The organism is Mesorhizobium sp. C120A (assembly GCF_030323105.1).
Taxonomy (GTDB): domain Bacteria; phylum Pseudomonadota; class Alphaproteobacteria; order Rhizobiales; family Rhizobiaceae; genus Mesorhizobium.
The window spans coordinates 4,166,464-4,191,519 of the sequence record NZ_CP100476.1 but is presented as its reverse complement, the minus strand read 5'-3'; the positions used below and the strand labels follow the sequence as shown (position 1 = coordinate 4,191,519).

At 60.1% G+C, this 25,056-nt stretch carries 20 protein-coding genes and 1 pseudogene; 12 read left to right on the top strand and 9 right to left on the bottom strand.

Translation table 11 applies throughout. The annotated features are described in order from the left end of the window. The first annotated feature begins 171 nt into the window (after positions 1 to 171). The 5 genes from NL532_RS20390 (at position 172) to NL532_RS20370 (ending at position 5,241) form a co-directional block, all read left to right on the top strand. Positions 172 to 1,059: a helix-turn-helix transcriptional regulator gene (locus NL532_RS20390; RefSeq protein ID WP_023829990.1), complete on the top strand. Its 888-nt coding sequence runs from the start codon at positions 172 to 174 to the stop codon at positions 1,057 to 1,059. Between the two features lie 106 nt (positions 1,060 to 1,165). Next, positions 1,166 to 2,371, top strand: coding sequence for an MFS transporter (locus tag NL532_RS20385; protein ID WP_023673783.1), 1,206 nt, complete (start codon positions 1,166 to 1,168; stop codon positions 2,369 to 2,371). Continuing rightward, the gene (locus NL532_RS20380; RefSeq protein ID WP_155923635.1) at positions 2,361 to 3,773 is read left to right on the top strand and encodes a hypothetical protein; all 1,413 of its coding nucleotides are present in this window, start codon (positions 2,361 to 2,363) and stop codon (positions 3,771 to 3,773) included. Before NL532_RS20385 ends, NL532_RS20380 begins: the two co-directional genes overlap by 11 nt. Positions 3,774 to 4,134: 361 nt before the next feature. After that, positions 4,135 to 4,725: an ankyrin repeat domain-containing protein gene (locus NL532_RS20375; RefSeq protein ID WP_023695862.1), complete on the top strand. Its 591-nt coding sequence runs from the start codon at positions 4,135 to 4,137 to the stop codon at positions 4,723 to 4,725. A gap of 12 nt (positions 4,726 to 4,737) precedes the next feature. After that, entirely contained in the window at positions 4,738 to 5,241 is a 504-nt protein-coding gene (locus NL532_RS20370; protein WP_023829988.1) for a YHS domain-containing (seleno)protein, read from the top strand. A 15-nt stretch (positions 5,242 to 5,256) separates the two neighbouring features. On the opposite strand, the gene NL532_RS20365 is transcribed toward NL532_RS20370, so the two are convergent. The 3 genes and pseudogenes from NL532_RS20365 to NL532_RS20355 form a co-directional block, all read right to left on the bottom strand. Next, positions 5,257 to 7,437, bottom strand: coding sequence for an adenylate/guanylate cyclase domain-containing protein (locus tag NL532_RS20365; RefSeq protein WP_023716195.1), 2,181 nt, complete (start codon positions 7,435 to 7,437; stop codon positions 5,257 to 5,259). A gap of 102 nt (positions 7,438 to 7,539) precedes the next feature. Further along, a pseudogene (locus NL532_RS20360) lies at positions 7,540 to 9,716 on the bottom strand (tetratricopeptide repeat protein). 372 nt (positions 9,717 to 10,088) lie between these two features. Continuing rightward, on the bottom strand, positions 10,089 to 11,144 hold the full coding sequence (locus NL532_RS20355) for a LacI family DNA-binding transcriptional regulator (RefSeq protein WP_023825156.1): 1,056 nt from the start codon (positions 11,142 to 11,144) through the stop codon (positions 10,089 to 10,091). A gap of 166 nt (positions 11,145 to 11,310) precedes the next feature. Here NL532_RS20355 and NL532_RS20350 point away from each other — a divergent pair, with 166 nt between their 5' ends. Both NL532_RS20350 and NL532_RS20345 read left to right on the top strand, forming a co-directional pair. Beyond that, positions 11,311 to 11,640: a MoaF-related domain-containing protein gene (locus NL532_RS20350; protein ID WP_023699226.1), complete on the top strand. Its 330-nt coding sequence runs from the start codon at positions 11,311 to 11,313 to the stop codon at positions 11,638 to 11,640. Positions 11,641 to 11,674: 34 nt separating this feature from the next. Further along, positions 11,675 to 12,061: a hypothetical protein gene (locus tag NL532_RS20345; RefSeq protein ID WP_023699225.1), complete on the top strand. Its 387-nt coding sequence runs from the start codon at positions 11,675 to 11,677 to the stop codon at positions 12,059 to 12,061. Between the two features lie 263 nt (positions 12,062 to 12,324). On the opposite strand, the gene NL532_RS20340 is transcribed toward NL532_RS20345, so the two are convergent. Beyond that, a complete protein-coding gene (locus NL532_RS20340) occupies positions 12,325 to 13,731 on the bottom strand; it encodes an FAD-binding oxidoreductase (RefSeq protein WP_023716192.1) in 1,407 nt (468 codons plus the stop codon). A 113-nt stretch (positions 13,732 to 13,844) separates the two neighbouring features. On the opposite strand from NL532_RS20340, the gene NL532_RS20335 reads away from it, so the two are divergent. Beyond that, positions 13,845 to 14,849, top strand: coding sequence for a GlxA family transcriptional regulator (locus NL532_RS20335; RefSeq protein WP_245260153.1), 1,005 nt, complete (start codon positions 13,845 to 13,847; stop codon positions 14,847 to 14,849). A 297-nt stretch (positions 14,850 to 15,146) separates the two neighbouring features. On the opposite strand, the gene NL532_RS20330 is transcribed toward NL532_RS20335, so the two are convergent. Both NL532_RS20330 and NL532_RS20325 read right to left on the bottom strand, forming a co-directional pair. After that, the gene (locus NL532_RS20330) at positions 15,147 to 15,269 is read right to left on the bottom strand and encodes a hypothetical protein (RefSeq protein ID WP_023825152.1); all 123 of its coding nucleotides are present in this window, start codon (positions 15,267 to 15,269) and stop codon (positions 15,147 to 15,149) included. A 195-nt stretch (positions 15,270 to 15,464) separates the two neighbouring features. Next, positions 15,465 to 16,937 carry a winged helix-turn-helix domain-containing protein gene (locus NL532_RS20325; RefSeq protein ID WP_023829984.1) on the bottom strand — a complete coding sequence of 491 codons (1,473 nt, stop codon included), beginning with the start codon at positions 16,935 to 16,937 and terminating at the stop codon, positions 15,465 to 15,467. Positions 16,938 to 17,951: 1,014 nt separating this feature from the next. Between NL532_RS20325 and NL532_RS20320 the strand changes: the two genes are divergently transcribed. Both NL532_RS20320 and NL532_RS20315 read left to right on the top strand, forming a co-directional pair. Beyond that, positions 17,952 to 18,149 (top strand): RraA family protein, encoded by a 198-nt coding sequence (locus tag NL532_RS20320; RefSeq protein ID WP_196813640.1) that lies wholly within the window; start codon positions 17,952 to 17,954, stop codon positions 18,147 to 18,149. 270 nt (positions 18,150 to 18,419) lie between these two features. Beyond that, positions 18,420 to 20,192: an adenylate/guanylate cyclase domain-containing protein gene (locus NL532_RS20315; protein ID WP_023716187.1), complete on the top strand. Its 1,773-nt coding sequence runs from the start codon at positions 18,420 to 18,422 to the stop codon at positions 20,190 to 20,192. A gap of 281 nt (positions 20,193 to 20,473) precedes the next feature. On the opposite strand, the gene NL532_RS32230 is transcribed toward NL532_RS20315, so the two are convergent. Beyond that, entirely contained in the window at positions 20,474 to 20,737 is a 264-nt protein-coding gene (locus NL532_RS32230; RefSeq protein WP_023829982.1) for a DUF1127 domain-containing protein, read from the bottom strand. Between the two features lie 168 nt (positions 20,738 to 20,905). Between NL532_RS32230 and NL532_RS20310 the strand changes: the two genes are divergently transcribed. Beyond that, positions 20,906 to 21,613: a winged helix-turn-helix transcriptional regulator gene (locus tag NL532_RS20310; RefSeq protein WP_023716185.1), complete on the top strand. Its 708-nt coding sequence runs from the start codon at positions 20,906 to 20,908 to the stop codon at positions 21,611 to 21,613. 183 nt (positions 21,614 to 21,796) lie between these two features. Here the strand turns inward: NL532_RS20310 and NL532_RS20305 are convergent, their stop codons facing one another. Further along, positions 21,797 to 23,239, bottom strand: coding sequence for a LuxR C-terminal-related transcriptional regulator (locus tag NL532_RS20305; protein ID WP_023716184.1), 1,443 nt, complete (start codon positions 23,237 to 23,239; stop codon positions 21,797 to 21,799). A 192-nt stretch (positions 23,240 to 23,431) separates the two neighbouring features. On the opposite strand from NL532_RS20305, the gene NL532_RS20300 reads away from it, so the two are divergent. Beyond that, entirely contained in the window at positions 23,432 to 23,806 is a 375-nt protein-coding gene (locus NL532_RS20300; RefSeq protein WP_023716183.1) for a hypothetical protein, read from the top strand. Between the two features lie 472 nt (positions 23,807 to 24,278). Here the strand turns inward: NL532_RS20300 and NL532_RS20295 are convergent, their stop codons facing one another. Further along, positions 24,279 to 24,950: a GntR family transcriptional regulator gene (locus tag NL532_RS20295; RefSeq protein WP_023716182.1), complete on the bottom strand. Its 672-nt coding sequence runs from the start codon at positions 24,948 to 24,950 to the stop codon at positions 24,279 to 24,281. Positions 24,951 to 25,056 lie beyond the last annotated feature (106 nt).

The window sequence follows — 25,056 nt, the reverse complement described above, 5'->3', positions numbered from 1 at the left end:
CTGAGCCAACTGGTAGGCCTGCCGGATACAGGCGGCTTTCACTCGTTTGCCATTTTTTCGCTAAAGTCACATCTTCTACCAATCCAGAGTTATTTGCGTGTTGTTCAGCAACCCATGGTTCGCCACATCATGCGCCGACTGGCCGCTCGCCAGTAAGGAGGCTGCGGATACGTGAATACTCTTGCGCTCGACCCGACCCAGAATCGCCGTTCCCGGCACCAGTCGCTTACACACAAATATGAGAATTGGGGGAGCGTGCGGGCGGACGTGGTCAAAAGAACCGGGCTTGAGCGCCAGGAAACAAGAATCCTGCAGCCAAACCATTTGTTCCTGATGAACCTGAAGGGCACGGCGTGCCGCGGAGAAGACATCGTGGATGGGCGCCGGATTGCCTTTTTGCCGCGCCGGGCCGGTTCGATAATCTTCATGCCCGCCGGCAGTGATTGGAATGGGTGGGACGAGGGGGACGCGACCGCTTCCTACCTCCTAGTCTCGATTGCAAAAGAGTTCGCCGACGATGTGTTTGCGGGAACGGCTCGCCATCGCCCGGCAGTGCTGCCGCCGTCGATCGGGTTTCGGGACGGCACTGTAGAGTTGGCGTTGCAGAGGATTGCCTTGGAGCTCAAGCAGCCTGACCCCATCAGCGCAACGATGGTGGAGTGCCACGCCACGCAATTGCTCGGCCAAATGTTGAGGTTGAACGGCTTCCATCAGGAGCCGGCAAAAGGCGGTTTGTCATCGTTCGATCTCAAGCGGGCGGTGGACATGATCGAGACGTTGTCGGACGGCAGACCTACGCTCGCCGATCTGGCGAAAGAAATTGGGGTTAGCCGGTTCCATTTCTGGAGGGCCTTCAAGCAGTCGACAGGCATGACGCCGCACGCATTCATTGCGCAGCGACGGCTGGAGCAGGCCGCGGACATGCTGCGATCGACCAGTCTGTCGGCGACGGAAATCGCGATGGAATGTGGTTTCGGCAGCTCGAGCCATTTCACGACCGCCTTTAAGCGGGCATTCGGCGCGGTCCCGACGGAGTTTCGTCGTAACTGCAGAATCTAGCCCCCCGCTTGTCGGTTCTCAGCAAGTATCGGAAAACCCCAACATCACAGTAAAGCAGGCTTGGCGGAAGACGGTATCCATCGGCGGTCAGCCGGATACGCCGCTCATGTCAAACCTGGTTCGAGTTCATCATGGCAAAGGACGGGCCGGCCGGTCCAGTCCCTGCCTCGGATTCCTGGCCAGCACGCTATCGGCGGCCGTTGCCCGAAACGGCTACTACATCGCATCCGCCTGGATTCTCGTCGAGCGAGGGTACGGAACCGCCGGCGTGGCGACGTTCCTTGCGATCGTCAGCGTTGTCGAATTCATCGCGAGCCCTCTGGCCGGTGTAGCGGCGGATCGATTTGACAGGCGATGCTTGAACGTTGCGGCAGACCTCAGCCGCTTCGTCGTTATGCTGGCTACCGCTTGCGCGCTTCTCGACATGGACGTGTTTGTGATTATCTGTCTGTCAGCGGCCCTCTTTTCGTTTTGCGACCGTGTCGCGCTTACAAGCTCTCAATCAATGATCCCCGTGATAGCTGACGGCCGCGATCTTGTAGCCTCGAATTCCGCCGTCTTCTTCGTCATGCAGGTCGGCAATCTCGGCGCAGCTTTGCTTGCAGGGCCTTTGCTGCATGATCGCTCCCCAGTCCTGCCATTCACCGTTATTGCTGCCTTCTTTTTGTTTTCATCGGGCTGCCTAGCCTTGATGCGGCTGCAACCGGTTTCGCGTGATGTCCGCTTCGCCAAAATCTCGGCAGCACAATTAGATCCAAGCCTGCGTCGTCTCATCGGCGTCTACGCGCTTCTCTACACAAGCGCGGTGCTTGTCAGCGTCATGGGATCTAGCTTCGTCTTCCAGGAGCAGAAGGGTACTGCCGCGGATTTCGGCTACCTTGAGGCTGCATGGTCGGCGGGCTCACTGATCGGTGCGGTCTCTCTGTTCCGGATTGAAAGAGCGATGAGTACCCACGTGCGGCATCTCATGCTTTTGGGCTTAACGGCGCTGGTACTCATGGCGCTGGCATCTCTGCCCACGCCCTGGACAGTGATCCTTTTTGTCGCGCTCGGATTTCTATACAATCTTGGACGCGTCAGCGTTGAAGTCACATTGCAGTCGCATGTATCCATTTATCTTTTGGGCCGGGCCAAAGGCATTATGCATAGTGTGGCCGTGGTGCTCGGGTTACTCATCTTCGGCATCGCCGCCGCTGTCGGAGATCGAGCATTTCCTTCGACGATTTTCTTGAGCTTTGGCGTGGCGCTCCTCGTCAGTATTTTGTGTTTGAGCGTGGGTGTAATTCAGACACGAGAAAAAGGTGAAACGTGAGGTGGAAGAGCTAACAGCAGGCGTAGATGCGAAACAGGCAGTCCTGGGGTCGCTGACGGCACTCTACCCCTGGATGAGCCCATACCATTCCCGGCCGATCCGTGATTATGCGTTTCGCCTGTTTACGGCGCCGGCTTCGGTTCCCATGCCAGAAATCCGGCTCCGAGCCTTCACCAAACTACTCGACATCATCAGGAAGGCAGCGACACGAAACGGGTTGTCTGCCGATACCGCCTTGGAAATCTGCAGGGATTTCCAAAGGCGCCGCGTGTTGCAGACAGGCCCTCATTTGTTTCTCCTCCTGGAGCCGGAAGCCTATTATACGCATATCTTCAGCCTCCTTGGTCTCTCGGCGCATGGCTGTTCGACCTACGTTTCCTACGCCGTTTCGACGGTGAATCTCGTCGAAAAGCCACGCAAGGGACCAGGCTGGATCACCGTTGACGGCAAGCCGGTCAACGTCTTTGGCCTGAGCCGAAGCCGGATGATCGGATACAGCCTGCTAGCCGGGCCGGGACCTTACAGGTTCGAGTTGTTACCGAGGGAGCCAAATACTGGGGGAGACGCGCTCACGCTGCTTCGTAGCCTTCTGCCGAAAACGCAATTCGACCGGCCGGCGCATGCCATCAAGGCAGCCAATCTCATCCTTTGGCCAAGAATGTTCGGACACCGCTTTGCCTTCCTGCAGATCGACGACGAGGATATCGCCGACTTGGTGGCCGACCATCTGTCGGACGAAAATTCCTGGCTACGCATGAGACTGCTGGAAGACCCGAAGTTCGCCTCCAATATCCTTGCCGGCATCGATGGGCTCGCGTCCGGCCCCTGGAGTGGCTGGCTCGCGCGCGGTACCGACTTCTTCTGGCTCTACGAAAATGGCAAACGCCTTCCGCTGCGTCTGGTTGCCGGAGAGCTCATCGATCCCGCGACCGGTATGAAGGTGGCGTGCTTCACAGCCCCCGATATCCTTGAGCGGCTGGCAAATCGCAGCCTTGTCCCGAATCTCCTGCTGATGTTTCTGGTTTTGTCGATCCTGCCCGGCGTGCGCGCGCTTGGAGGCAGCTATCAGCCGATCTATTACCCCCTGATGCGCTATGTCGTCTCCCGGGCGCTTGAGGCCACAGGCGTGGATGAAGATCTTCAGCAGGCTCTCGCAAGCGACGACGTACCGGGTGCTTGGGGACATCGGGTAATTGAGTGTGATGATGATCCGCTCGAGCTATTCCTGAAGGGCAGGAACGGCGCGATGAGTGATCTCATCGGCCGTTTGGGCGACATTTCCTTCGCCGAGGCTTGTGGAAGCATGAAAGGCTTCGTGACAGACCCGTCGTGGAATGAACTTCACAGCCGACTGCGGCAGGGGTTGGTCACGCCGTCCGATGCGGAATGGGCCTTTTCCTGAAATGTCCTATGCACTTCCTATGTGTACGCCGGTTACGAATGGCAGCTTTGCGCCCCATGTCGGTCATTGAGCAAGCCATAGTTGCATCCGAAAGCGGACACTTCCGCCAACGGCCACCTTTGCGCTTACCGGCTATCCCAACGGAGCAACAGGCGGTTACGTTCGACGCCGCTCGGCGCCTCGGTAATCGACGCTCTTCAAAATTCAGCCTGGACCGGTGCCGTACTGACGAAGCCAGTAGCACTAACGCCTTCCCGCCCTGGGCCGCGTTCGCTATGTCTGGCCGCGCCGTCCGCCTTGGATCCACCTGATGTGCCCAGGACAGCTTGTATGACCACAAGCTAATATGCTACCTTGCACAATGCGCGGATTGCTGGCACTTGGAATGCTGGTTTTGGCGGCTACAACAGCAGCCGCAGGTGAGCAGTTGTTCGACTCCATCGCCGCCGGCGACAAGGGTGCCGTGGAGCAAGCCCTGGCAGGCGGTGCCGACGTCGACAGCCGGGCGCGCGACCAGGCAACGCTGCTCATCGCTGCAGCGCTCGATAACCAGCCGGAAATCGCCGACTTCTTGCTGGCCAAGGGTGCCGACATCATGGCGCGTAACTCGGGCGGCTTTACCCCGCTTCATGCGGCGGCCTTCTCGGGCAGCCTGCCGATCGCCAAGCTGCTGCTGGAAAAAGGCGCGGTGCTCGACGATGCCGCCAACAAGGCGGGTGCTACGCCGTTGCTGGTGGCCGGCGAGGAAAACCACATTGAACTGGCCGAGTTCCTCATTGCGAAAGGTGCCAATGTGAACCATGCCGAGGGGCATGGCTACATGCCGATAACGCGCGCATTCTGGAAGGGCAACACGGATATCATACGACTTTTCAAACGCCATGGTGCTACCTGCCAAGCCAAAATTCTTGGCGAGGCGAACGCGGCGAAGTGCGCCGAGATCCACGATTAACGGAGGATACAGATGAGCACGATGATCAAGCTACGACTGGTTCGGAGTTTGGGGAAGGCTGCCCTGGTCGCGGTAGCTGTGGTCGCCGGCGCGGGATCGGCATGTGCCGACGATTCGGTAAACACCGGCTATTTTGGTGGTGTGGCGATCATGGGCTACGACACGGTCGCTTACTTCACTGACGGCAAGGCCGTGAAGGGCTCCGAAGAGTTCACTTATGAATGGCTGGGGACACCTTGGCATTTCGCCAGCAAGAAACACCAGGAAATGTTCATGAGCGAACCGGTCAAGTACGCTCCTCAATATGGCGGGTACTGCGCCGGCGAAGTCGTGGGCGGGGGGGTCACGGTCAATGTCGATCCTGAGGCATTCAAGATTATCGACGGCAAGCTCTACCTGATCTACGACGTCGACAATGCGGATGATTTCGCCGCGCATGCAGCTGAAAATATCCCGAAAGCCGATGCCAACTGGCCGAAGGTCGCGGCCAATTTGGAACTCGATCACTATCATTGAGACGCGCGTGTGCGTCTACCGAACCACGGTGAAGTGAAACACCTTGCTTGTATTGGCATAGGAGTAGCTTTTGCCGGCTGCGTCGTTGCGTCTGTAGACGGGACCACAGTCGGGGCGACCGAACAGGTTCTCGCTCTGCTCGCACAACAGATCGCCATCGACGTAGACGGTCTCGGTGACTAGCCGCGTCGTAGAGCGGAAGGCCGCCTTGCCGTCGCTTCCGATCTGAAGGAAGGCTGGTTGGAGACCGGGTTCGATCTGGCCTTGCAGTGTATGGCCAATGACGAGGGACGCGATCTCGGCACCCTGTAACTGGTCCTGTTCGGCCGGGGTAAAGCCGAAGCGCCATTGGGGGAGGCCCGCCTGGCGCAGTGCGGCGACGAGTATCGCCAGATCCTGCGGATTCCGAAAATGTGCATGAGTCATCTCCCACCCAGCCAAAGAGTCCACGTAGCTGGACCCTGCTACGAGGCGGAGCCCCTCGGCGATTGCGGCTTTCGCATTCGGTAGGCGGCCGCCGCGGACATACGCCGCAGCGAGCGTAAACCGAAAGTTGCCAACCGTGGACGCATCGTCGCGTGTGTGCTCGAGAGTCTCGATCGCTTTCTCGACATTGCCCTGGAGCAGAAAAACCAGCCCAGCAGTTTCCCGGTTGATCGCTGAGAGGTCGGGGTCGAGCCTGAGCGCCGTCTCGACCGCAGTGGCTGCCTCGGCATGATTGCCGGCGTATAACTGAACATATCCAAGGGCTGCTTGCGCCTCTGCATCGCCCGGACCGATTGAAACAGCCTTCTTGGCAGAGGCAATCGCATCTTCGTAGCGGCGATTCACGACCTGCATGATCCCAAGAATTGCATAGGGCGACGAAAGGTCAGGGTCGAGTTCCAAAGCTCGGCTCGCCTTCTCATATGCTCTCTTTCGTGCTGGCGCGCTCTGGATGACGTCGTTGAAGGCCTCCCGCCAGATATAGATTGTGGTGCGCGCGTCGGCCGCGAAGGCTTCGGCAAAGGCGGGGTCAAGCTCCTCCGCCTTGTCGTAGAGCGTGAGCGCCTCCCGCAGGCCGGCCTGCAGGACGCTGCGTGACGCCGTCTCGGCTTGTAGATAGTAATCATAGGCCTCGAGATTGCTCGTCGGCGGCCGCGCCATGCGCTCGCTTTCCGCTGCCGAAGGTTGCATGCCAAGCGCCTTGGCGATCTCGCCGCTCATCTCGTGCTGGACGGCAAACACGCCGGCCATGCCACGGTCGAACCGGTTGGCCCACAGATTGTCGCCCGTTGCCGTATCGATGAGCTGGGCATTGAGGCGGATCTGCTCGCCGGTGCGGCGGACGCTCCCCTCGACAACGAAGCGGACGCCAAGGTCGCGCGCGACGTCCGCCAGCGCTGCAGGCTTGTTCTTGTAGGCGAACACCGAGTTGCGCGCGATGACGTCCAGACCGGACAGCTTGGTGAGGTCGGTGATCAGATCCTCGGTGATGCCGTCAGCGAAATAGTCCTGGCCTGGATCGCCGCCGAGGTTTGCAAACGGCAGCACGGCAACCGATGGCCGCGATGGCACTGAGAACTTCTGCCATGCGAAAATGCCGGCAATCGCGGCGATCGCCAAGGCGGCGGCGCCTGCCAGGATGATGACGCGCGAGCTCGGCCGGTGTGGCGCGGCCGTGACCTTTCCCGATGCTGCGGGATCCAGCAGCAATCGATAGGCGCGAACCGGATCGGCGATGTTCTTGAGGCGCTGCTCGCCAAGACTGGCAAAGCCGACATCAACCTTGTGAACGGCATGATCAAATGCGGTTCCGGAGATACATACACCCCCCGGCTCGGCCATAGCCTCGAGGCGCGCGGCGATGTTGACGCCATCGCCGTAGATGTCATTTTCCTCTACGATGACATCACCGAGATTGACGCCGATGCGAAACCGGATGTGGCGGGGGTCGGAGGTGCCCGGGTCTCGGACAGCCATCCGGCGCTGAATCGCGGCAGCGCATTGGACGGCATCAACGACGCTGGCGAATTCGACCAGCGCCCCGTCTCCCATGAGCTTGATAATCCGACCGTGGAATTCCTTGATCGCGGGGTCGACCAGTTCTCGACGGCAACCCTTCAGTCGTTCGAGCGTGCCGACCTCATCCTCGCCCATGAGCGTGCTGTAGCCGACCACGTCGGCAGCAAGGATCGCGGTAAGCCTTCGCTCCATACCTGCCTGCGCCCTCCTTGGTCGATCAAGCGGCTTCGCGCAGCCTATTCTAGTCCCGCATCGGACGCGAGTGTGTGCGTCCGTTATGACGCGCGTGTGCTTCTACTGAACAACCGTAAAGTGAAACACCTTGCTTGAGTTGACGAAGGAATAGCCGCCGCCTCCATCGTCGCGGCGTTTATAGACGGGTCCACAGTCGGGGCGCCCGAACATATTCTCGCTCAGCTCGCACAATAAGTCGCCATCGACACGGACGGTCTCGGTGACCAGCCGCGTCGTGGAGCGGAAGGCTGCCTTGCCGTCGCTCCCGATCTGGAGGAAGGCTGGTTGGAGTCCGGGCTCAAGCTGACCCTGCAGAGTATGGCCCAGCACCAGCGAGGCGATCTCCTTGCCCTTCAAGCGGTTGTGCTCATCGCCGGTGAAACCGAACGGCCATTCGGGCAAGCCCGCCTGCTGCAACGCGTCGACGATGAGAGCCAAATCCTGCGGGTTACGATATTGGGCACCGTTGAGTCGGTATGCGGACAATGAATCGAAACCTGGTGTGGACATGGCACCTAGCCCCTCGGCCACTGCCGCCCTGGCATCCTGCAGGCGGCCGGCGCGGGCGTAGGCGGCACCAAGCGTGATCGTGAAATCTCCGACTGACGGCGCATCGTCGCGGGTGCGTTCGAGGGCCTCGATCGCCCTGTCGTTGCTCCCTTGAATTAGAAAGACCAGACCGGCAATTTGCCGGTTTACAGGTGAAAGGTTGGGATCGAGCCTGAGCGCCGTCTCGACCGCTTCGGCAGCCTCAGCATGACTGCCGGCGAACAGTTGCACGTATCCCAGGGCTATTTGCGTCTCAGCATCGCCGGGGCCGAGTGCGACGGCTCGCTCGACCGAAGCGATGGCTTCCTCGTAGCGGCGATCCACGACCTGCATGATCCCAAGAATAGCATAGGGCGACGAAAGGTCAGGGTCGAGTTGCAAAGCTCGGCTCGCCTTCTCATATGCTCTCTTTCGTGCTGGCGCGCTCTGCATGATGTCATTGAACGATTCACGCCAGATATACACCGTCGTGCTTGCATCCGCCGCGAAGGCTTCCGCAAAAGCGGGGTCGAGCTGCTCGGCCTTGTCGTAGAGCGTGAGCGCCTCCCGCAGGCCGTCGCGCCGACCGGTCCGTGCTGTCTGCTCGGCACGAAGATAGAAGTCGTAGGCTTCGAGGTTTTCGGTCGGCGGCCGCGCCATGCGTTCGCTTTCCGCTGCCGAAGGTTGCATGCCAAGCGCCTTGGCGATCTCGCCGCTCATCTCGTGCTGGACGGCAAACACGCCGGCCATGCCACGGTCGAACCGGTTGGCCCACAGATTGTCGCCCGTTGCCGTATCGATGAGCTGGGCATTGAGGCGGATCTGCTCGCCGGTGCGGCGGACACTCCCCTCGACAACGAAGCGGACGCCAAGGTCGCGCGCGACGTCCGCCAGCGCTGCAGGCTTGTTCTTGTAGGCGAACACCGAGTTGCGCGCGATGACGTCCAGACCGGACAGCTTGGTGAGGTCGGTGATCAGATCCTCGGTGATGCCGTCAGCGAAATAGTCCTGGCCTGGATCGCCGCCGAGGTTTGCAAACGGCAGCACGGCAACCGATGGCCGCGATGGCACTGAGAACTTCTGCCATGCGAAAATGCCGGCAATCGCGGCGATCGCCAAGGCGGCGGCGCCTGCCAGGATGATGACGCGCGAGCTCGGCCGGTGTGGCGCGGCCGTGACCTTTCCCGATGCTGCGGGATCCAGCAGCAATCGATAGGCGCGAACCGGATCGGCGATGTTCTTGAGGCGCTGCTCGCCAAGACTGGCAAAGCCGACATCAACCTTGTGAACGGCATGATCAAATGCGGTTCCGGAGATACATACACCCCCGGCTCGGCCATAGCCTCGAGGCGCGCGGCGATGTTGACGCCATCGCCGTAGATGTCATTTTCCTCTACGATGACATCACCGAGATTGACGCCGATGCGAAACCGGATGTGGCGGGGGTCGGAGGTGCCCGGGTCTCGGACAGCCATCCGGCGCTGAATCGCGGCAGCGCATTGGACGGCATCAACGACGCTGGCGAATTCGACCAGCGCCCCGTCTCCCATGAGCTTGATAATCCGACCGTGGAATTCCTTGATCGCGGGGTCGACCAGTTCTCGACGGCAACCCTTCAGTCGTTCGAGCGTGCCGACCTCATCCTCGCCCATGAGCGTGCTGTAGCCGACCACGTCGGCAGCAAGGATCGCGGTAAGCCTTCGCTCCATGTGCGGTTGTCCTGCCTCCCTAGCTCAAAGCTTCGCTGAGCGTATTCGACTGGCGTTTCGAATGCGAGCATGCTTGGCCTACTGGACAGCGATAATGCAACCACGTCGTTTTGAAGACATTGCCCTCATGGCTTAGCCTTGTGCGAAACCGGATGTTGCCGCATGGCTGATGTGGGTCGAGATCGGCCTCTGTCGTTCTTAACTGACCACAAGCGGACTTACTGGTCCCGGCCCCAAGGCTGCCGGACCGCAATGCGCCTGATCTCGGCCGTTGCAGCCACCTTTGATACCTTCTGAAAGCAGACGTTGACGGCGACCACGCTGGAGTTCGCAGTGCGCACTGTGCGTTACGACGAGTATGAGGTGACCGGCCTAACCGCGTGGTCGGGCGGTCGAGCCGCGGACCAAGAGTTCGACCGGTATGATCACCTGGCTCGGGGCGCCGTTTGCAAACACCGTCGTGGCGGCAAGTCTCCCCTTCCCGACAATGTCTTGAGCCACTGTCGTGAGCGGGGGCGTGGTGCGCGAAGACTCCGCAGTGCCATCGAAGCCGACGACAGACATGTGTTCGGGTATCTTGATATTGCGCCGACGCGCTTCGTCCAGGACGGTGATTGCCTGCCAGTCCGACATAGTCAAGATCGCCGTTGCTTGCGGAGCCCGGTCGAATACGACCGCTCCGGCCGAAGGCTCACCTGGGGTCGTCTCGATGATCGGGACATTGTCGATTGACAGACCGAGCTCAGCCAAACCCTGGGCGAAGCCGAAAAGTCTCTCCTGATCGAGTTGAAAACCGGCAGAGATAGCGCGCGGGGAATTGCCAGGCAAATGGACGATGGGTGACCCCGATGTGCGCCGAATGGAAAGGATTGCAAAACGCCGATGTCCAAGAGCAGCCAGATGCCTGATGGCCGCCAGCGCCCCGCTCCTGCCGTCTATCCGGATAGAATTGACGTCCGGACCGGCATCGCTCTCGAGGATGACGAAGGGCAGCCGCCGGCGCCGTAAAGACGCAATCAACTCGATGTCCGCGCTGTGGCCCAGAATGAAGCCGTCAACCAAGGCCTCTCGAATGGTGGAAGTGCGTGTCTCGTCCGTACCATTGACCAAACTCAATGTCGCTCCAGCCTCGTCACAAGCAAGCGAAACGCCAAGCACCAGCTCGCGCAGATATGGGCTCCTGATCATATCGGCAATGGCGTATGCGCCCGGGGGGATCAGGCCTATGGCGTTGAACTTGCCGTCGCGCAGCACGCGTCCCCTCGGGTCGGGGCCATCATAACCAAGCTGACGCGCCGCGGCCTCGACGCGCTGGCGCAGATCGGATCGCACCAGATCCGGATGGTTGAATACGTTGGAGACGGTGCCGCGGGAGACTCCAGCGAGCCGGCCGACATCGGCGAGCGTAGGCATTTTAGAAGCGTTCATTTCCCTCAATTAGACAATTTCTTGGAGCGCTCCAAGTTTTTTCTTGACGCTAGGTCCAAAATGTTGGAACTTGCACTTGGAGCGCTCCAAAAATTGAAAGTGGCAGTTCGGCATCTGTCCCGAGCATCGGCCGAGCTGATTTCGAAAATCATCAAGGAGGATTAGGATGGCTACCACCAATGGTGCTCCGACCTCGCTCGTCGGAAAGACTTTTGATTGCTCATTCGGACAGTTCGTACCGAGGTTGACGGTCCTGTCGCCGACCGAATTGCGGGTGCAGGCGACGATCGGCGCTACCGAGATCGACGAGGTGGTTCAGAGCAATCTGACCGGCGTTCGACCCGGACTTTTCATCATGAGTTGGACCGAGCAAGGCGGCAACTTCGTCGTGCAGGTTCAAGATCACGAGAACCAGATCGTTCATAACTATGCGCGACTGGCGGACGGGCAGCAGTTCTGCGCCCAAGGCACAATTCAACCAGTGACGACGGCGTGAGGGCCGCCTGTCTATCTGAGAGGAGAATTACGCCATGACTACCAAGGTGATCGACCAGACCGATCCTACGCAGTGGGATCCAAAGCTTGACGCCGTTATCGCGGCTCCCGGCAACCATAAGGTGTTGTTTGAGAATGACCGGCTACGTGTGCTTGAGGTAATCCTCAAGCCCGACGAGGAAGAGCCGACACATCACCACCGCTGGCCTTCAGTATTCGTGTTCGATGAGGTGGAAGGCCCTATCCACGACTTCGCGCCGGATGGAACCATGATGCCGCCCAATCGAGATGTCATCCAGGCGGTTCAGGCATGGGACGGTCAAGGCTGTCTCGTGGTGCATATGGCCCCCCAACCAGCGGGTCGCGTGCTCAACGCTTCGAGCAAGACCCTGCATGGTATCCGTGTCGAGATGAAGTCATAAAGCAGACGTGATCCTGGCCACCGGAACTCGCGCACGCTGAACGTCCACTTCTGACGGATTGAAGCCTTAAAGCTGCCAGTTGGCTTGCGGTCCCCAAGGTTGCCCGACAGCTTTGCGCTTCATCTCAGCCGTTGCGGACAGATTTGCCACTGATTGAAAGCGGGCATCGCGGCGACCACGCTGGTCGTCGCTCGCGACTCAGCGCGATCAAAGCTCCCACGGCGAAACGAGGGTCGCACCGTACACCCGATTTTGATTGTGCGTCAGCGCATTGGCAGGATGTTCTGGTTGAGGCGGAACAGATTGTCCGGATCGTATCTGTGCTTGATCTTGGCGAGCCGCGCGTAAGCCTCAGCGCCGAAGGCGTCGCGGACGAGATCCGATCCTTCGCCATGGCCGGGGAAGTTCAGATAGAGGCGGCCGGTCGAGTAGCGCTGCATGTCCTGCCAGAAGCTGCGAACCCAGCCGATGTTCGCATCGTCCTCGTTAGCGCCTGGCCAGATGGCGTCGAGGCTGAGCATGAAGGGCATGGAGCGGTCGCCGAAGGCAGTCTCATCGGCTGCAACGCGCTGGACGAAACCGCCGAACTTCCAGATCGAGGCGAAGGTCATTTCGGAGGGGCGCTTCGCCATCCAAGCAGTGGTCTCCCCGACGACCTCGTCGTCGAGGCGCGAAAGGTAAGTGGATTTCCAGTAGCAGCGGTCGCGGCCTTTCGGGAACAGCCCGTCATAGAGCGACTGGATGGTGCGATATGGCATGCGGCCGCTGAAATCGACGAGCGGTTCCCCAAAACTGCGCAACGGCGCCACGACCCGTTCGCCCTCGTCGGCCGGTCCGTCATAGACATGCGCGAGCGCCAGGACGCGCCGGCCCCTTGCATGCTCGGCAATCGAGGGGTCGTCGGGCAGGGTGGAGAACTCGGCCAGGCCGCTCAGGCGGTCGGGTGCGGTCTGCATGAAGTCGCGCCAGAGCGGAATGATCTCGTTGGCGCGCTCCTCGGGATAGGCCGGACCGCATAACATCAGCTCCGGTTCGATCGGGTGCAGCTTGAACTCGAAGCTCGTCACCACGCCGAAATTGCCGCCGCCGCCGCGTAGCGCCCAGAAGAGATCCGGGTTCTGCGTCGCGTCGGCATGGATGAGCCGGCCATCGGCGGTCACCAGATCGGCGGCCAGCAGATTATCGACGCTGAGGCCGTGGCTGCCGCGCAGCCAGCCGATGCCACCGGAAAGCGTCAGGCCGGCAACGCCCGTCGCCGAGATGAGACCGCCCGGCGTGGCGCGGCCAAGCGGGGTGGTGGCCGCATCGACATCGGCCCAGGTCGCGCCGCCCTCGACGAGGGCACGGTCGAGGCCGGACGCGACCCGCACGCCCTTCATCAGCGACATGTCGATCATCAGGCCGCCTTCGCAGACGGCGTAGCCTGCAACATTGTGGCCACCCGAGCGGATCGCGATCGCTAACCGATGCTCGCGCCCGAAATTCACCGACGCCACGACATCGGCAGCACTCCGGCAGCGCGCGATGAGGGCGGGACGGCGGTCGATCATGCCGTTCCAAACGACCCGCGTCGCGTCATAGGACAGGTTCGACGGCTCCAGCACCTCGCCGCACAAGATGGAACGGAAGCTATCGATGCTCGATTGTGCAAGGGTAGCGGTGGCGGCCATGTAGCGGTCTCCTCGTTTGACACACGCTAGCGCGGCGCGGGCACGGCCGCTAAAGTCGAAAATGCTGGAAGGCGGTCATTTCTGCCATGGTTGAACAGGCGAGACCATTGAATGTGGCGATCCTTGCCGCTCCGGAGGCTACCGCCTCCACGATCTACGGCATGTTCGACTTGTTTTCCTCGCCCGGCAGGGATTTCCTGTTCATCACCAGCGGAGCCGCGGGCACGCCACGCATGCGGCCCTATGTGGTCGCCGGGGACGGCAGCCCGTTTCGCGCGGCAAACGGCATCTGGGTGCGCCCAGATCACAGCCTTGCCGATTGCCCGCCACCCGACATCGTCTGTATTCCAGATTTCTTCGTCAATCCGGGCGAAAGCGTTGCCGGGCAGTATGACGCCGAAGCCGCGTGGCTGAAGCGAGCGCATGACGACGGCGCCATGCTGGCCAGCGCATGTTCGGGCGCGGTGCTGCTCGGTGAGGCCGGGCTGCTCGACAATCGCGAGGCCACCATTCACTGGGGCTATGTCGAGACGCTCACGAACAACTATCCCGGCGTGAAGGTGAAGCCGGGCCAGTCGCTCGTGCTGAGCGGCGAGGCCCAGCGCATCGTCATGGCCGGGGGCGGCTCAAGCTGGCAGGATCTCGCCCTCTATCTGATCGCGCGCTTCGTCAGCCTCAGGGAGGCGATGGAGGTCGCCAAGGTCTACATGCTGCAGTGGCACGACATGGGCCAGCAGCCCTTCGCAGCGCTGATGCGCTTTCGCCAGACCGACGACGCGGTGATCAACCGCTGCCAGAAATGGGCCGAACGCAACTACCGGACCCCTTCGCCCGTCACCGCCATGACCAAGCTGTCAGGCCTGTCCGAGCGCTCCTTCGTGCGCCGCTTCGCAAGGGCCACGGACATGAAGACAATCGACTACATCCACGCGCTCCGGCTCGAAGCGGCCAAGGAACTGCTGGAGACCGGCGACCTGGCGGTCGAGGGTGTGGCCAATGAAGTCGGCTACGAGGATGCGAGTTTTTTCGGGCGTCTCTTCCGCCGCAAGGTCGGGCTGACGCCGGCGCAATATCGCATTCGTTTCAGTGCTCTCCGGCGAGTTCTGAGCCGCGGTTGAATCTCAACCGTCTAGGCGCGATGCCATATTCCGCTATGCGCCGCAATTCGGCCATTGGGCCGAGCTCTGCCGCCGATTGAAGCGGACTCTGGTAGCTGGTTGCGCGTAGGCAGGGGTGCCACGTTAGAGCAAACCCAGGTGTAGGGCCGGAGGGGATCGTGGCGCGCCCAGAACGAAAGCTTGTGGCGGTTTTGGCAGCAGAAATGACCGAAGCGCCGTAAGATTGCGGCAATCCTGGTGGCGGACATCGTCGGGTTCAGCCGTCTGGGGCGAAACGACCAGGATTGTAGGCCCCCTTCACGCACACTTCTTGCGCTCAGCCACCTCGACGCTAAGGCGGAAAGCCTGGCCATCCGCATAGGAGCGTGCGTAGCTTTCTGCCTCGAAAGCGAAGGTCAGCGTGTTGCTATAGGCCGGCACGCGGACGGTCCAATTTCTTGTAGCGGATGATTTCGAAAGCATGCTCGGGCGATTCCATAGTTCCTCCCGCGATCACCGACGAGAGCTCTCAGATAGCGTCGCAAAAACCTTTGAATGCAAACCATCCGACACATCGGTGTCGTAATGTTTCAACGTTGCCCAAAGCTCCGCCAGTCCAGCCGGTAACCAAACAGTTCAGGCGGCGCTCCACATCATCAGCGCTTTCGCGACTCCGTCGAGAAGATGGTCAGCGTCAGATTCATGCTCGTAAAGCATGCTGGCCCGGATCGACTCCAGTGGAGTGTAGGATGGCGCGATACGCTTGAGTTCCGAAACGAGCCGCGATACCGCGTCCTGGTTGCCCAACTTCGCCTGTGCCGCCGCCAGCCATGTGAGCCTTACGGCCGAAGTCATGGGCAACATCGACCAACTGACAACGGCTCCCTTGTAGTCTCCCGCCGCGTATTGGGCGAATGCACGGTCGGAATGATACCAGTCTGGATGTATCGGATTGATCTGAACCGCCTTGTCGATCCAGGTCAGGGCTTCGAAAGGCTTGCCCCTGATGGCAAGCAGATAGCCGATCTGCGCGATCGTGTCCGCATCGAAGGGATTGAGGTCATAGGATCTTCGAAAGTGCCGCTCGGCGGCATCGTATGTGCGCGTGCACAGCAGTGCTTGGGCAAGAATCCGATGGCAGCGAGGCTCCTCTGGTGCGAGTCCTACCGCGAAGCGGGCTTGCTCTACTATGTCGGCCAGCACCTCCGGAGGAGCCATTCCATAATCGCCGATAATCAGGTCGGCAAATGCAAGGTATGAGCGCGCGAGCGCATAATGCGTATCCTTGGTGACGGCCGCAGCAAAGTAGTTCCGTGCTGCCTGATTATCGTCGGCGCCGTAGCCACGCAAATGCACCAGCCCCTTGAGAAGAAGCTCATAAGCCGCCAGGCTTGCTGGAGGCTTTGGACGGGCGCGCGTCAAGCCCGCATCGTCGAGCCGTGCGACAAGACGGTTCGTCACACGCAGCGCGATCTCTTCCTGCATGTCGAAAACAGCTGAGCCCGATGCTGTGAACTTCTCGCCCCACAAGACCGCGCCGTTTGCCGCTTCGATGAGGTTGATCGCCACCCGTACGGTGCCGTCGCGAAGGCCCATGCGTCCCCGAACCAGGAAGGTTGCCCCGAGTCTCCTGCCGACCTCGGTCCAGTTGCCGGGGTCCTCCGACGCAAAGGAAAAGCTTGAGTTGCGCGCCAGGACAACAGCAGTGCGAAATCGCGCCAGAGCGTTGACAATGTCCTCGGCAAAACCATCGACCAGAGGCGTGTCGGTCGCATCGCCTTCATTAGTGAAGCGCAGCACCGCTACAGAAGGCAGGTCGGACGGCGGCCTCGCCGGCGCGCCAAGCGGTGAAAGGAGGTAGCCGCGGCCTGAGACGGTGCGAATTATACTTTGTGAGTCATCGCGCAGCGCCTTGCGCAACTCGCGCACGCCTTGGGTGAGCGAGTCTTCGGTTACAAACAGCCCAGGCCAGACGGACTCCATCAGCTCCGACTTGCTGACGACGTGCCCTGTTTTTCCAACGAGATGGCTCAGGAGTGCAAATGTCTTGGGACGAAGTTTGACGGGATGACCCTGGCGCAACAGCAAGCCGCGCGAAGTGTCAAACACGCACTCGCCGATTGCTATGCTCCCTGATTCTGTATGCGACATTCAGAAGCGCTCTGCCAAACCGAGCCGGGCTCGTCGACATACAGGGGCCATCCGCGCTTACGGTCAAGACCTTTGCCGCAGCCGCAGGTTCTGCCCCCTCAGGCACGGGTTCATGGCGAGCCAGGGCGCCCAACTCTAGAAGTTCGAAGAAGGTGCCGGGCATTGGCGCGCAGGCCAAGCTGTTGACCTCACTGAAGTACAACTCGTAAAGCTCTTGCCGTATGCGGAGCCTTTCGACGTCGTTTTCCATGATGGCCACTCCCTAGATTGTAGGGATCATGGCGCATGTGGAGCGGTGCGTACCGGCGAAATTCTGAAACTTTTCTGAAACCTGGTCGCTGGAGTACAGATCGGCCGGCGCCGAGAAGCCAATGACTGGCTCGCCGGCGGCTATCGCGAAATGCGATCACGCGAATCGGGCGAACTATTCCTCGTCTTCCACTCTCGGCGAGGCGCCTTGGGTCGCTGCCTCGATGCGATCGACGACGCGCAGCTCTTTACGATGGCGAGGAATTCATCTGCCAGGTGCTTGAACTTCACCGCGCCCCCAGAGCGAAGATCCTCGCCTTCGATATCTCTCAAGGGCATGGAAGTTGCGGCAGCGCCTTTGAGGAACCGCAAATATCCCGCTGCAGCTCGTCTTTCGTTCGTTCAGGGTGTGAGGCCGCCACATGATTGAAGACCCACCGCTGCTCACCATCAAAAGCCGTTTCGAACGGCCTGCGGCAGAGATCATCAGTGCCTTTTCCGGCTTGCCCGTGAGCCTAGTCCTAGACGCCATGGGCGGGCGAGGGGCGTTGCACCAGGGATTAAGGCACTCTCGCCAGGTACTGCGATACTGGCCGATATCATCGTTGCGGCCACCGACAGCTTTGCTGGTGCGGCGGTCACTGAGGATCTGGTCCTTGGCATGGTGCGAAACAAGGGGTGCGCCTGCCTCGTGCGCGATGTTGTCGGGATCGAGGCGGGCGGGTGCCGGTTTACTGTGCCGGGATCGTCGCGAACTCGCCGGCGCGCAATGGTCCAGGCACGGCCGGGTTCCCGGTGGTACTGGGAGGAATGACCATCTCGCGGGGAGACATACTGGTCGGCGACCGCGATGGTATCGCCGTGGTGCCTCGCCTCGAGGCTGAAACGGTGCTGGCGCGGCTCACCGTATCAGGGCGGTGAGAAAACTCTTGATGGCCTGGTGCGGCAAGGTCTCGCCCGATTTCGCCGAGGTCATCATCAAGTCTGACAGGACGCGCTTCGTTGACTGAAAATTTTCAACGGCACCTAAGGTCCGCCTCGCCAACAGATCGTGGTTGCCGTAATTCACTTCCAATCAGATCCCGCGCTGCTTTGTTTGAGGCTATCTCGGAATTCACCTATCGAACGTCGCCTTCGAAAACGGGATTTTGTAATCTGTGCTATGCCACTTAGTCGACAGGAGTGGGCAAAGTGAGCCAGACGCGGAAACTTGCGGCGATCCTGGTCGCCGACGTGGTCGGATACAGCCGGTTGGCGGGGTCGGACGAAGATCAAACGCTGGCGCGGCTACGGGCGCTCCGGAGCGATCTCATCAATCCGACCATCGCTGTCCACAATGGGCGCGTTGTGAAGCTTATGGGTGACGGCACCCTCGTAGAGTTCCGGAGCGTTGTTGACGCCGTACGCTGTGCAATCGAAATGCAGAACGGCATGATTGAGCGCAACGCTGGCTTACCGCCCGGGCGACGCATTGAATTTCGCGTCGGCATTCATCTCTGCGATGTTGTCGAGGAGAGCGACGGCGATCTGATGGGAGATGGTGTCAATATTGCCTCCCGTCTAGAAAGCATCGCTGAGCCGAACGGCATCTGTTTATCGGCCGCCGCTTACGAACAGGTGCGCGACAAATTGAAGGAAGAATTTGTCGATCTGGGCGAGAAAGAGCTCAAAAATATCGCACGCCCGGTGCGCACCTATCGCCTATGTATGCGCGACACGGTCCCAAAAACCGATCTGGCTGCGACTGCCGGGTCCTCCGAACAGCTGGCGCTGCCCGACAACCCTTCGATTGCTGTCTTGCCATTCCAGAACATGGGCGGCGACCCCGAACAGGAATACTTCGCCGACGGCCTTGCCGAAGACATTATTACTCGGCTGTCGCGTCTTCGTTGGCTCTTCGTGTCCGCCCGGAACTCTTTGTTCACCTACAAGGGAAAAGCGGTCGACTTAAAACAAGTCGGTCGAGAGCTTGGTGTGCGGTATGTGCTGGACGGAAGTGTAAGGCGCTCAGGTCATCGACTCAGGATAAGCGCGCAAGTCAGTGACACATCGACCGGGGTACAAGTGTGGGCTGAACGATACGATGTGGAATTGTCGGAATTCTTCGCGCTTCAGGATCAGATTGCCGAAAGTGTCATCGCTACGATCGAGCCGCGGCTCTACACGGCGGAACAGCAACGCTTTCAGAGCAGGTCCCCCACCAATCTTGACGCTTGGGGATTCGTCATGAAGGCGATGCCATATGTCTGGACCTGGAGTTCGGCTACGGAAATCGAGATTGCACAGGGATTTCTGAAGCAGGCTACGGACCTCGATCCTGACTATCCCCGCGCCAACAGCCTGTTGGCGTGGGCTCACGCGGCCCGCGTTTTGTCAGGATGGGCCAACGCAGCAGACATTCTGCCCACCTCTCGCGCCCTCGCGCAGCGGGCAATCCAAGGCGACCCCGAGGACCCGTGGACGCATTTAGCGGCAGGGTTTGTCCACATGATTTCGCGCGGCTTCGACTCTGCTGTGAGAGAACTAAATGAAGCGATCGAGCTAAACCCGAGCTTCGCCTTTGCGCATTCGATCCTGGGCTCAACTTACGGATATGGGGGCATGCCCGCCGAGGGGCTCGACCATCTTGAAATCGCGGGTAGGCTAAGTCCTCGCGATCACACATATGCTGCGAATTTCTCCATCCTTGGCTTATGTCATTTCATGGCTGGACGATATGCAGACGCGGTCGAATGCGAATGTCGCGCGGTTGAACTCCGGCCCCATTTTGGGTCTGCATGGCGGACGTACGCGGCGGCCGCTGGGATGGCCGGTGAAATGGACATCGCGGTTCATGCGCTTTCGCAGGCCAAGCGCCTTCAACCGTCCCTATCCCTTCAATGGGTAGACAAGTTTCATCCGATCGTTCACGACAAGCACCGGGCTCTCTATGTAGAGGGGCTGCGCATTGCCGGGCTTCGATAGTTGCGGATCGTGCCGTGCTCGTAGCTCGCTATCGGACCTACTATACCGCACGAGCGTGCGCTCAGCGCCTCAACTCGGTTGTCAAAGCTTCGGTGGGTTTCTTCCAACAGCAGACGTTCCTCACGATGAATCCGAAGAGCCGGCCGACCACTTGGAAGTATGCATTCGAATCGCTTCGGCGCGCTAGATCTCTGAAACCAAGGCGCTACTGGGGATGGCCCTGAGTTCGGCTGATCAATTGCCGCCGTCAAAACGGCTTCCGATCCCGGGGCTCTCCCTTCTCACCAATTTCCCGTGCGGTTCTGCGCTGCACTCTGGAGCGCGCGAGAGGCGGACCTATCGAAGCTGTCGGCGCAGGCCGCTTCGACGTCCGCTTCGGTCAAGCCAACGTCCCGCAGAAGGAAGTTGGACAGGTGACCGAGCCCGCGCTCTATGTTGCGGCGGGTCCTCCACTCACGGACAAGGGCCAGCAGGCGTTCGAGCGGAGGGTCAAGAAAAGTGCCCGGCAAGCGCCGTGCGGTCTGGCCTATTGTCGTTTGCGTCATGTTACGCCAAGTCATGGTGAACCTCCGTTGATCGGGAATGCGAATGGCGATCACGTGACGGCAGAAGGCGAGAAGGCGCCAGGGCAGCTTCGGAAGCGTTCCGCTTCAGATTGTGAACTGGCCTCAGACCTCCGAAAGGCCTAACCTGCGGCAAAGGAGCGGTCAGCCATGACGCGACGGCCTTACGGACTGGTCTGCCCGATCTCGCACGCCTGCGAGTTCCTGGAGCCACGCTGGACAATTCAAATCCTGACCGAGCTCTGGAACGGCTCGACCCGCTTTAATGACATTCGCAAGGGGGTGGGCAACGTCTCGTCCGCCCTCTTGTCGAGGCGGCTCAAGGAAATGGAAGCGTTGGGCCTGGTCGAGCGCGTCGAGGACGAGGCGACGGGCACCATCAGCTATTTCCGTACCGAAAAGTCGATAAGGCTCGAGCCGGCGATGAACGCGCTGGCGGAATGGGCGCAATGCAACATCGAGGCGGAGATCGCGCTCGCCGACGTGGATGTTTCGACCCTCATGTGGGCCGTGCGGCGAAAGATTGACCTCGCTGAACTGCCGCGGCGGCGCGCCGTCATCCGCTTCCATTTCCGCGACGATCCCCCACCGAGGTGTCCCCATTACTGGTTTGTGGTCGAGCCAGGCTCAGACTTGCCCGAGCTATGCACGCTCGACCCCGGCCGGGACGTCGATCTTTACGTCGAGACCGGCGTTGTTTCGCTGGGAGCCATCCTGGAGGGCCGCTCCAGCATCGAGCGTGAGAAAGAGAGGGGCGGCCTTTTCCTCATCGGCGACCCCGGCCTCGCGCGAAGCATGGACCGTTGGCTTCGAATCTCGGTCTACGCGGCGCTTGAGGGAATCGTCCAGCTTCCTTGAAAGCCATGTTTGGAGTGCAGCCTTATGCAACCCGCCCAGGACGACAAAGCCATTTGGCTGGCCTCAAAAGCTATGGTGCAATCGTCCGTTGTTGATTGCTGCTCAGTTAAAGCCGCCAGTCCGCATTCGGCCCCAATGCTGCCCGAGGAGCAATGCGCCTCTGAGGTGACCAGAGTGAAGAAGCTAGGCCAAACCCGCACGACGGGCGCCTTCTCTGATTGCAGCAATGGCGACAGGATTGGTAACCGGATAGGTTCTGATGAACACCTCAGCCGTGAAATTCGGGAACTCGTCCTTCAGTCGCGAATTGATCCTGGCGACCTGAGGAGTTTCATTGAGCATCGCATGAGCCATTGCCAGAAACAGAAGGGTGGCGGGCGAATCTGGCGCAGATTGACGTAGCGCGACCAGTGATTCACGGTAAAAGCCAAGAACGTAGCTGCATCGAGCGAGCATTCCATGATACCAGGGAACATAAGGATTTAGCCGGACCGCTCGCTTGGCCAGTTCGTAGCCACGCTTCGGGTCGCTGCCAACAAGAGCAAGGCTACCCGCAAGAAAGGCAAGTGAGTCCGCGTCATTTGGAGCAGCCACCAACACTCGGTCATGTTCTTCGACAGCAGCTTCGACATCGCCCTGCAATGCCCGAAGATCGGCAAGCATTATGCGGGCGTAAATGTCGGACGGATCGAGCGCCAGCGCTTGCTTGACACATTGGCTCCAGCTCTCGATCGAGCCGGAAAGGTTGTCGGTAAACCCGTTGATAGCTTCCACAGCATGCGCAAGTGCCAGCGCGGTCCAAGCTCTTGCTAGACCCGGGTCGAGTTCGATCGCACGCGCCAGTAGCCGTATCGCCTCCTTGTTCGACTCACGGGTGAAAAGGTGCTTCTGCTCAAGCCCAAGCAGATAGCAGTCATAGGCCTGCAAACTTGCTGGAGCCTTCCGACGAGCCGCATCGCGTCGCAGATTGGCGAGCTGACCGTGGCAAGTTGCAAGGACATTGATGACGTTTTCGGTCACGCTGTCCAGCATCGCAAACAGGTTGTTCGCGGAACGATCGTAACGCATCGTCCAGACATCGACCCCTGTGTGGGCGTCGACGAGTTGGACGCGGATGCGCACCCGCTGCCCGTCCACTTGAAAACTTCCCTCGATCACATAGTCGGCATTCAACTCTCGTCCGAGAGCTCGCACGTCAACATGCCGTCCCTTGTAGGAAAGCATTGTTTGGCGGGCGATCACCGCAAGGTCCCGGTAGCGAGAGAGATCAACTATGAGGTCCGCCGACAAACCATCAGCGATACGAGTCCAGCGTTCTTCTCCGCTTAAATTGTCGAACGGGAGAACTGCGAGGACCGGCGGACCCGGCTCATCGGTCGAAAGACTTCCGGGTGGTGCATGGCTGCGGTCCTGCTGGCGGTGATCGGCAAGTAACCCAGCAAGCGCCACTTTACTACGAACATCGAGCTTCCGATAAATGGCCGAAAGATGGGTCCGAACGGTGGTAGGCGCTATGAAAAGTGTTTCGCCGATTTCGCGATAAGTCATGCCCTCCGCAAACTTTGCCGCGACCATCAACTCCCGATCCGATAAGCCGGCGAGAGGATTGCCTACGGCGCGAAGCATCGTTCCATTTTCCTTGCTGCCGACCTGTGGCCAGAACCCGATGGCCTTACATCAGGATGAAAATACTACAGATGCGATATCGAAAACACTGCATTTGCACGATTCCATGCGACGGGTCAGCATCCTAGTCTCTGCAGATCGGCAGGGCAGGTTGCTTGGCAGGCCTGGTCGATTCAGAACACGGAGGGCTCCATGACAAAGTTGTCTGTCTTGACCGTAATACTGGTGCTTTTGGTGTCGGTGGGGCGATGCTTGTCCGAAGGTACCCAAACCAACAGCAAACTGACTTCCGAAGAAGCGGTGAAAGCTGCCAGCTCTGAACTGTATTCCGACATTCTCGTGCGAGCATGCAGGAACGGATGGCGGTATCCGCGCAGCTACATCGAAAATGGATTCAGGCGCCACCTGGCGGAGCTGAAACTGCAGCTTGTCGATCAGGGTTACAGTTTCGTACCCAACATGACCGCGAATGATCTGCCCGTCCGAGGACCGATATCTGAGACCAAACGCCGTCTGGTTGGCTCGCGCCAATTCAGCTGTTCCCACCCATACTGGCGCGATGAATGACTCCACGCGACGGTGTGCAATCTGACAGCCTGATTTCCGGCGGTTCTCCCTAGGTTGGAAGGAGGCGTTGACGAATGGCAGGTTGTTATTCGAGGAGGAGTGACACTCCTCCTGGAGCTGTAAACAACGTCATGGAATGACCGCTCTTCGGCTGCGTGGCTCCACAAGCTGCCGATCCGCTACCGGCCCTGTTCCAGCCGTCAAGGTGCCGGCCGGTAAGAGCGCCCGCTAAACTTGGTCGTCAAAGCAGCGTATTCGTCAGTTGACAAGGCAAACTTCGCTCGATGACCGTGAACTCGAACGGCAGCTTACCGACGAGCGCTTCCTAGAAGCAGACCGTCCGGATACGGCTCCGAAGCTGCCGGACCGCTTTGCGGGTCATCTCAGTCGTAAAGTTGCATTTTCGTTGCCGGGAAGCAGACATTTTCTGCAAGGCGCTTCGAAGGGTTGGATAGGCTAGGCTCACGCGGACCTAGACCAGGCGAAGTTTATCTCGAGCGATCTGCCACGCCGATTCGACATGTCGCCGTGCCGCCGCTTCCGCTTCATCGGGCTTGCGCGCCCTTATCGCATCCATGATCTCATTCATCTCGGTGATCGCCGCTTCGCGCCGGTTGGTCGAGACGATGGTCATCGAACGAAGCTGGTTGATGCGGACATTCAGCCCGGAGACGATTTCCCAGGCGACACGCTTGTCGGCGGCCTCGAACAGCGCCTCGTAGAATTTGGTCGTCGCCCGCATCACCGCAGGCGGCGTCGCCGACGCCCACGCATCGAACAAATCCGCCAGCGCCCCTTCGAGCCTTGCCAACTGCTCGCCGGTGGCCGACAGGGCACAGGCTCGGGCCGCGATGCCTTCAAGCAGAGCCCGAAGCTCGTAGATCTCGTCGGTACGGCCGAGGTCCGGCCTGGCGACGGCCGGCCCATGCCCAGGGATCATCTGCACGAGCCCCTCTGCCTCCAGCTGCCGCAGAACCTCACGCACGACGGAACGGCTGACGCCGAGCTGGTCGCAAAGCGGCCGTTCGACGAGCCTTTCGCCAGGCTGGAAATGGAAATCCATGATCGCTTCGCGCATGCGCTCCAGCGCCAGCGTCCTCAAGGTCTTGGCGCTGCGGTCGATGCGAAGGTTGTCGTCTGGCATGTATGCCTCCTGCGCCCTACCAAAACAGATTCGACGCCCGGTTGACAAGGTACTTGGCGCTCCATATCATGGTATACCATAAGATGACAGCGGGATTGGACGTTCC

Coding starts and splice junctions, on each gene's coding strand:
- NL532_RS20385 (WP_023673783.1), top strand. CDS start 1,166: ATGTCAAACCTGGTTCGAGTTCATCATGGCAAAGGACGGGCCGGCCGG.
- NL532_RS20375 (WP_023695862.1), top strand. CDS start 4,135: ATGCGCGGATTGCTGGCACTTGGAATGCTGGTTTTGGCGGCTACAACA.
- NL532_RS20370 (WP_023829988.1), top strand. CDS start 4,738: ATGAGCACGATGATCAAGCTACGACTGGTTCGGAGTTTGGGGAAGGCT.
- NL532_RS20365 (WP_023716195.1), bottom strand. CDS start 7,437: ATGGAGCGAAGGCTTACCGCGATCCTTGCTGCCGACGTGGTCGGCTAC.
- NL532_RS20355 (WP_023825156.1), bottom strand. CDS start 11,144: ATGAACGCTTCTAAAATGCCTACGCTCGCCGATGTCGGCCGGCTCGCT.
- NL532_RS20350 (WP_023699226.1), top strand. CDS start 11,311: ATGGCTACCACCAATGGTGCTCCGACCTCGCTCGTCGGAAAGACTTTT.
- NL532_RS20345 (WP_023699225.1), top strand. CDS start 11,675: ATGACTACCAAGGTGATCGACCAGACCGATCCTACGCAGTGGGATCCA.
- NL532_RS20340 (WP_023716192.1), bottom strand. CDS start 13,731: ATGGCCGCCACCGCTACCCTTGCACAATCGAGCATCGATAGCTTCCGT.
- NL532_RS32230 (WP_023829982.1), bottom strand. CDS start 20,737: ATGACGCAAACGACAATAGGCCAGACCGCACGGCGCTTGCCGGGCACT.
- NL532_RS20310 (WP_023716185.1), top strand. CDS start 20,906: ATGACGCGACGGCCTTACGGACTGGTCTGCCCGATCTCGCACGCCTGC.
- NL532_RS20305 (WP_023716184.1), bottom strand. CDS start 23,239: ATGCTTCGCGCCGTAGGCAATCCTCTCGCCGGCTTATCGGATCGGGAG.
- NL532_RS20300 (WP_023716183.1), top strand. CDS start 23,432: ATGACAAAGTTGTCTGTCTTGACCGTAATACTGGTGCTTTTGGTGTCG.
- NL532_RS20295 (WP_023716182.1), bottom strand. CDS start 24,950: ATGCCAGACGACAACCTTCGCATCGACCGCAGCGCCAAGACCTTGAGG.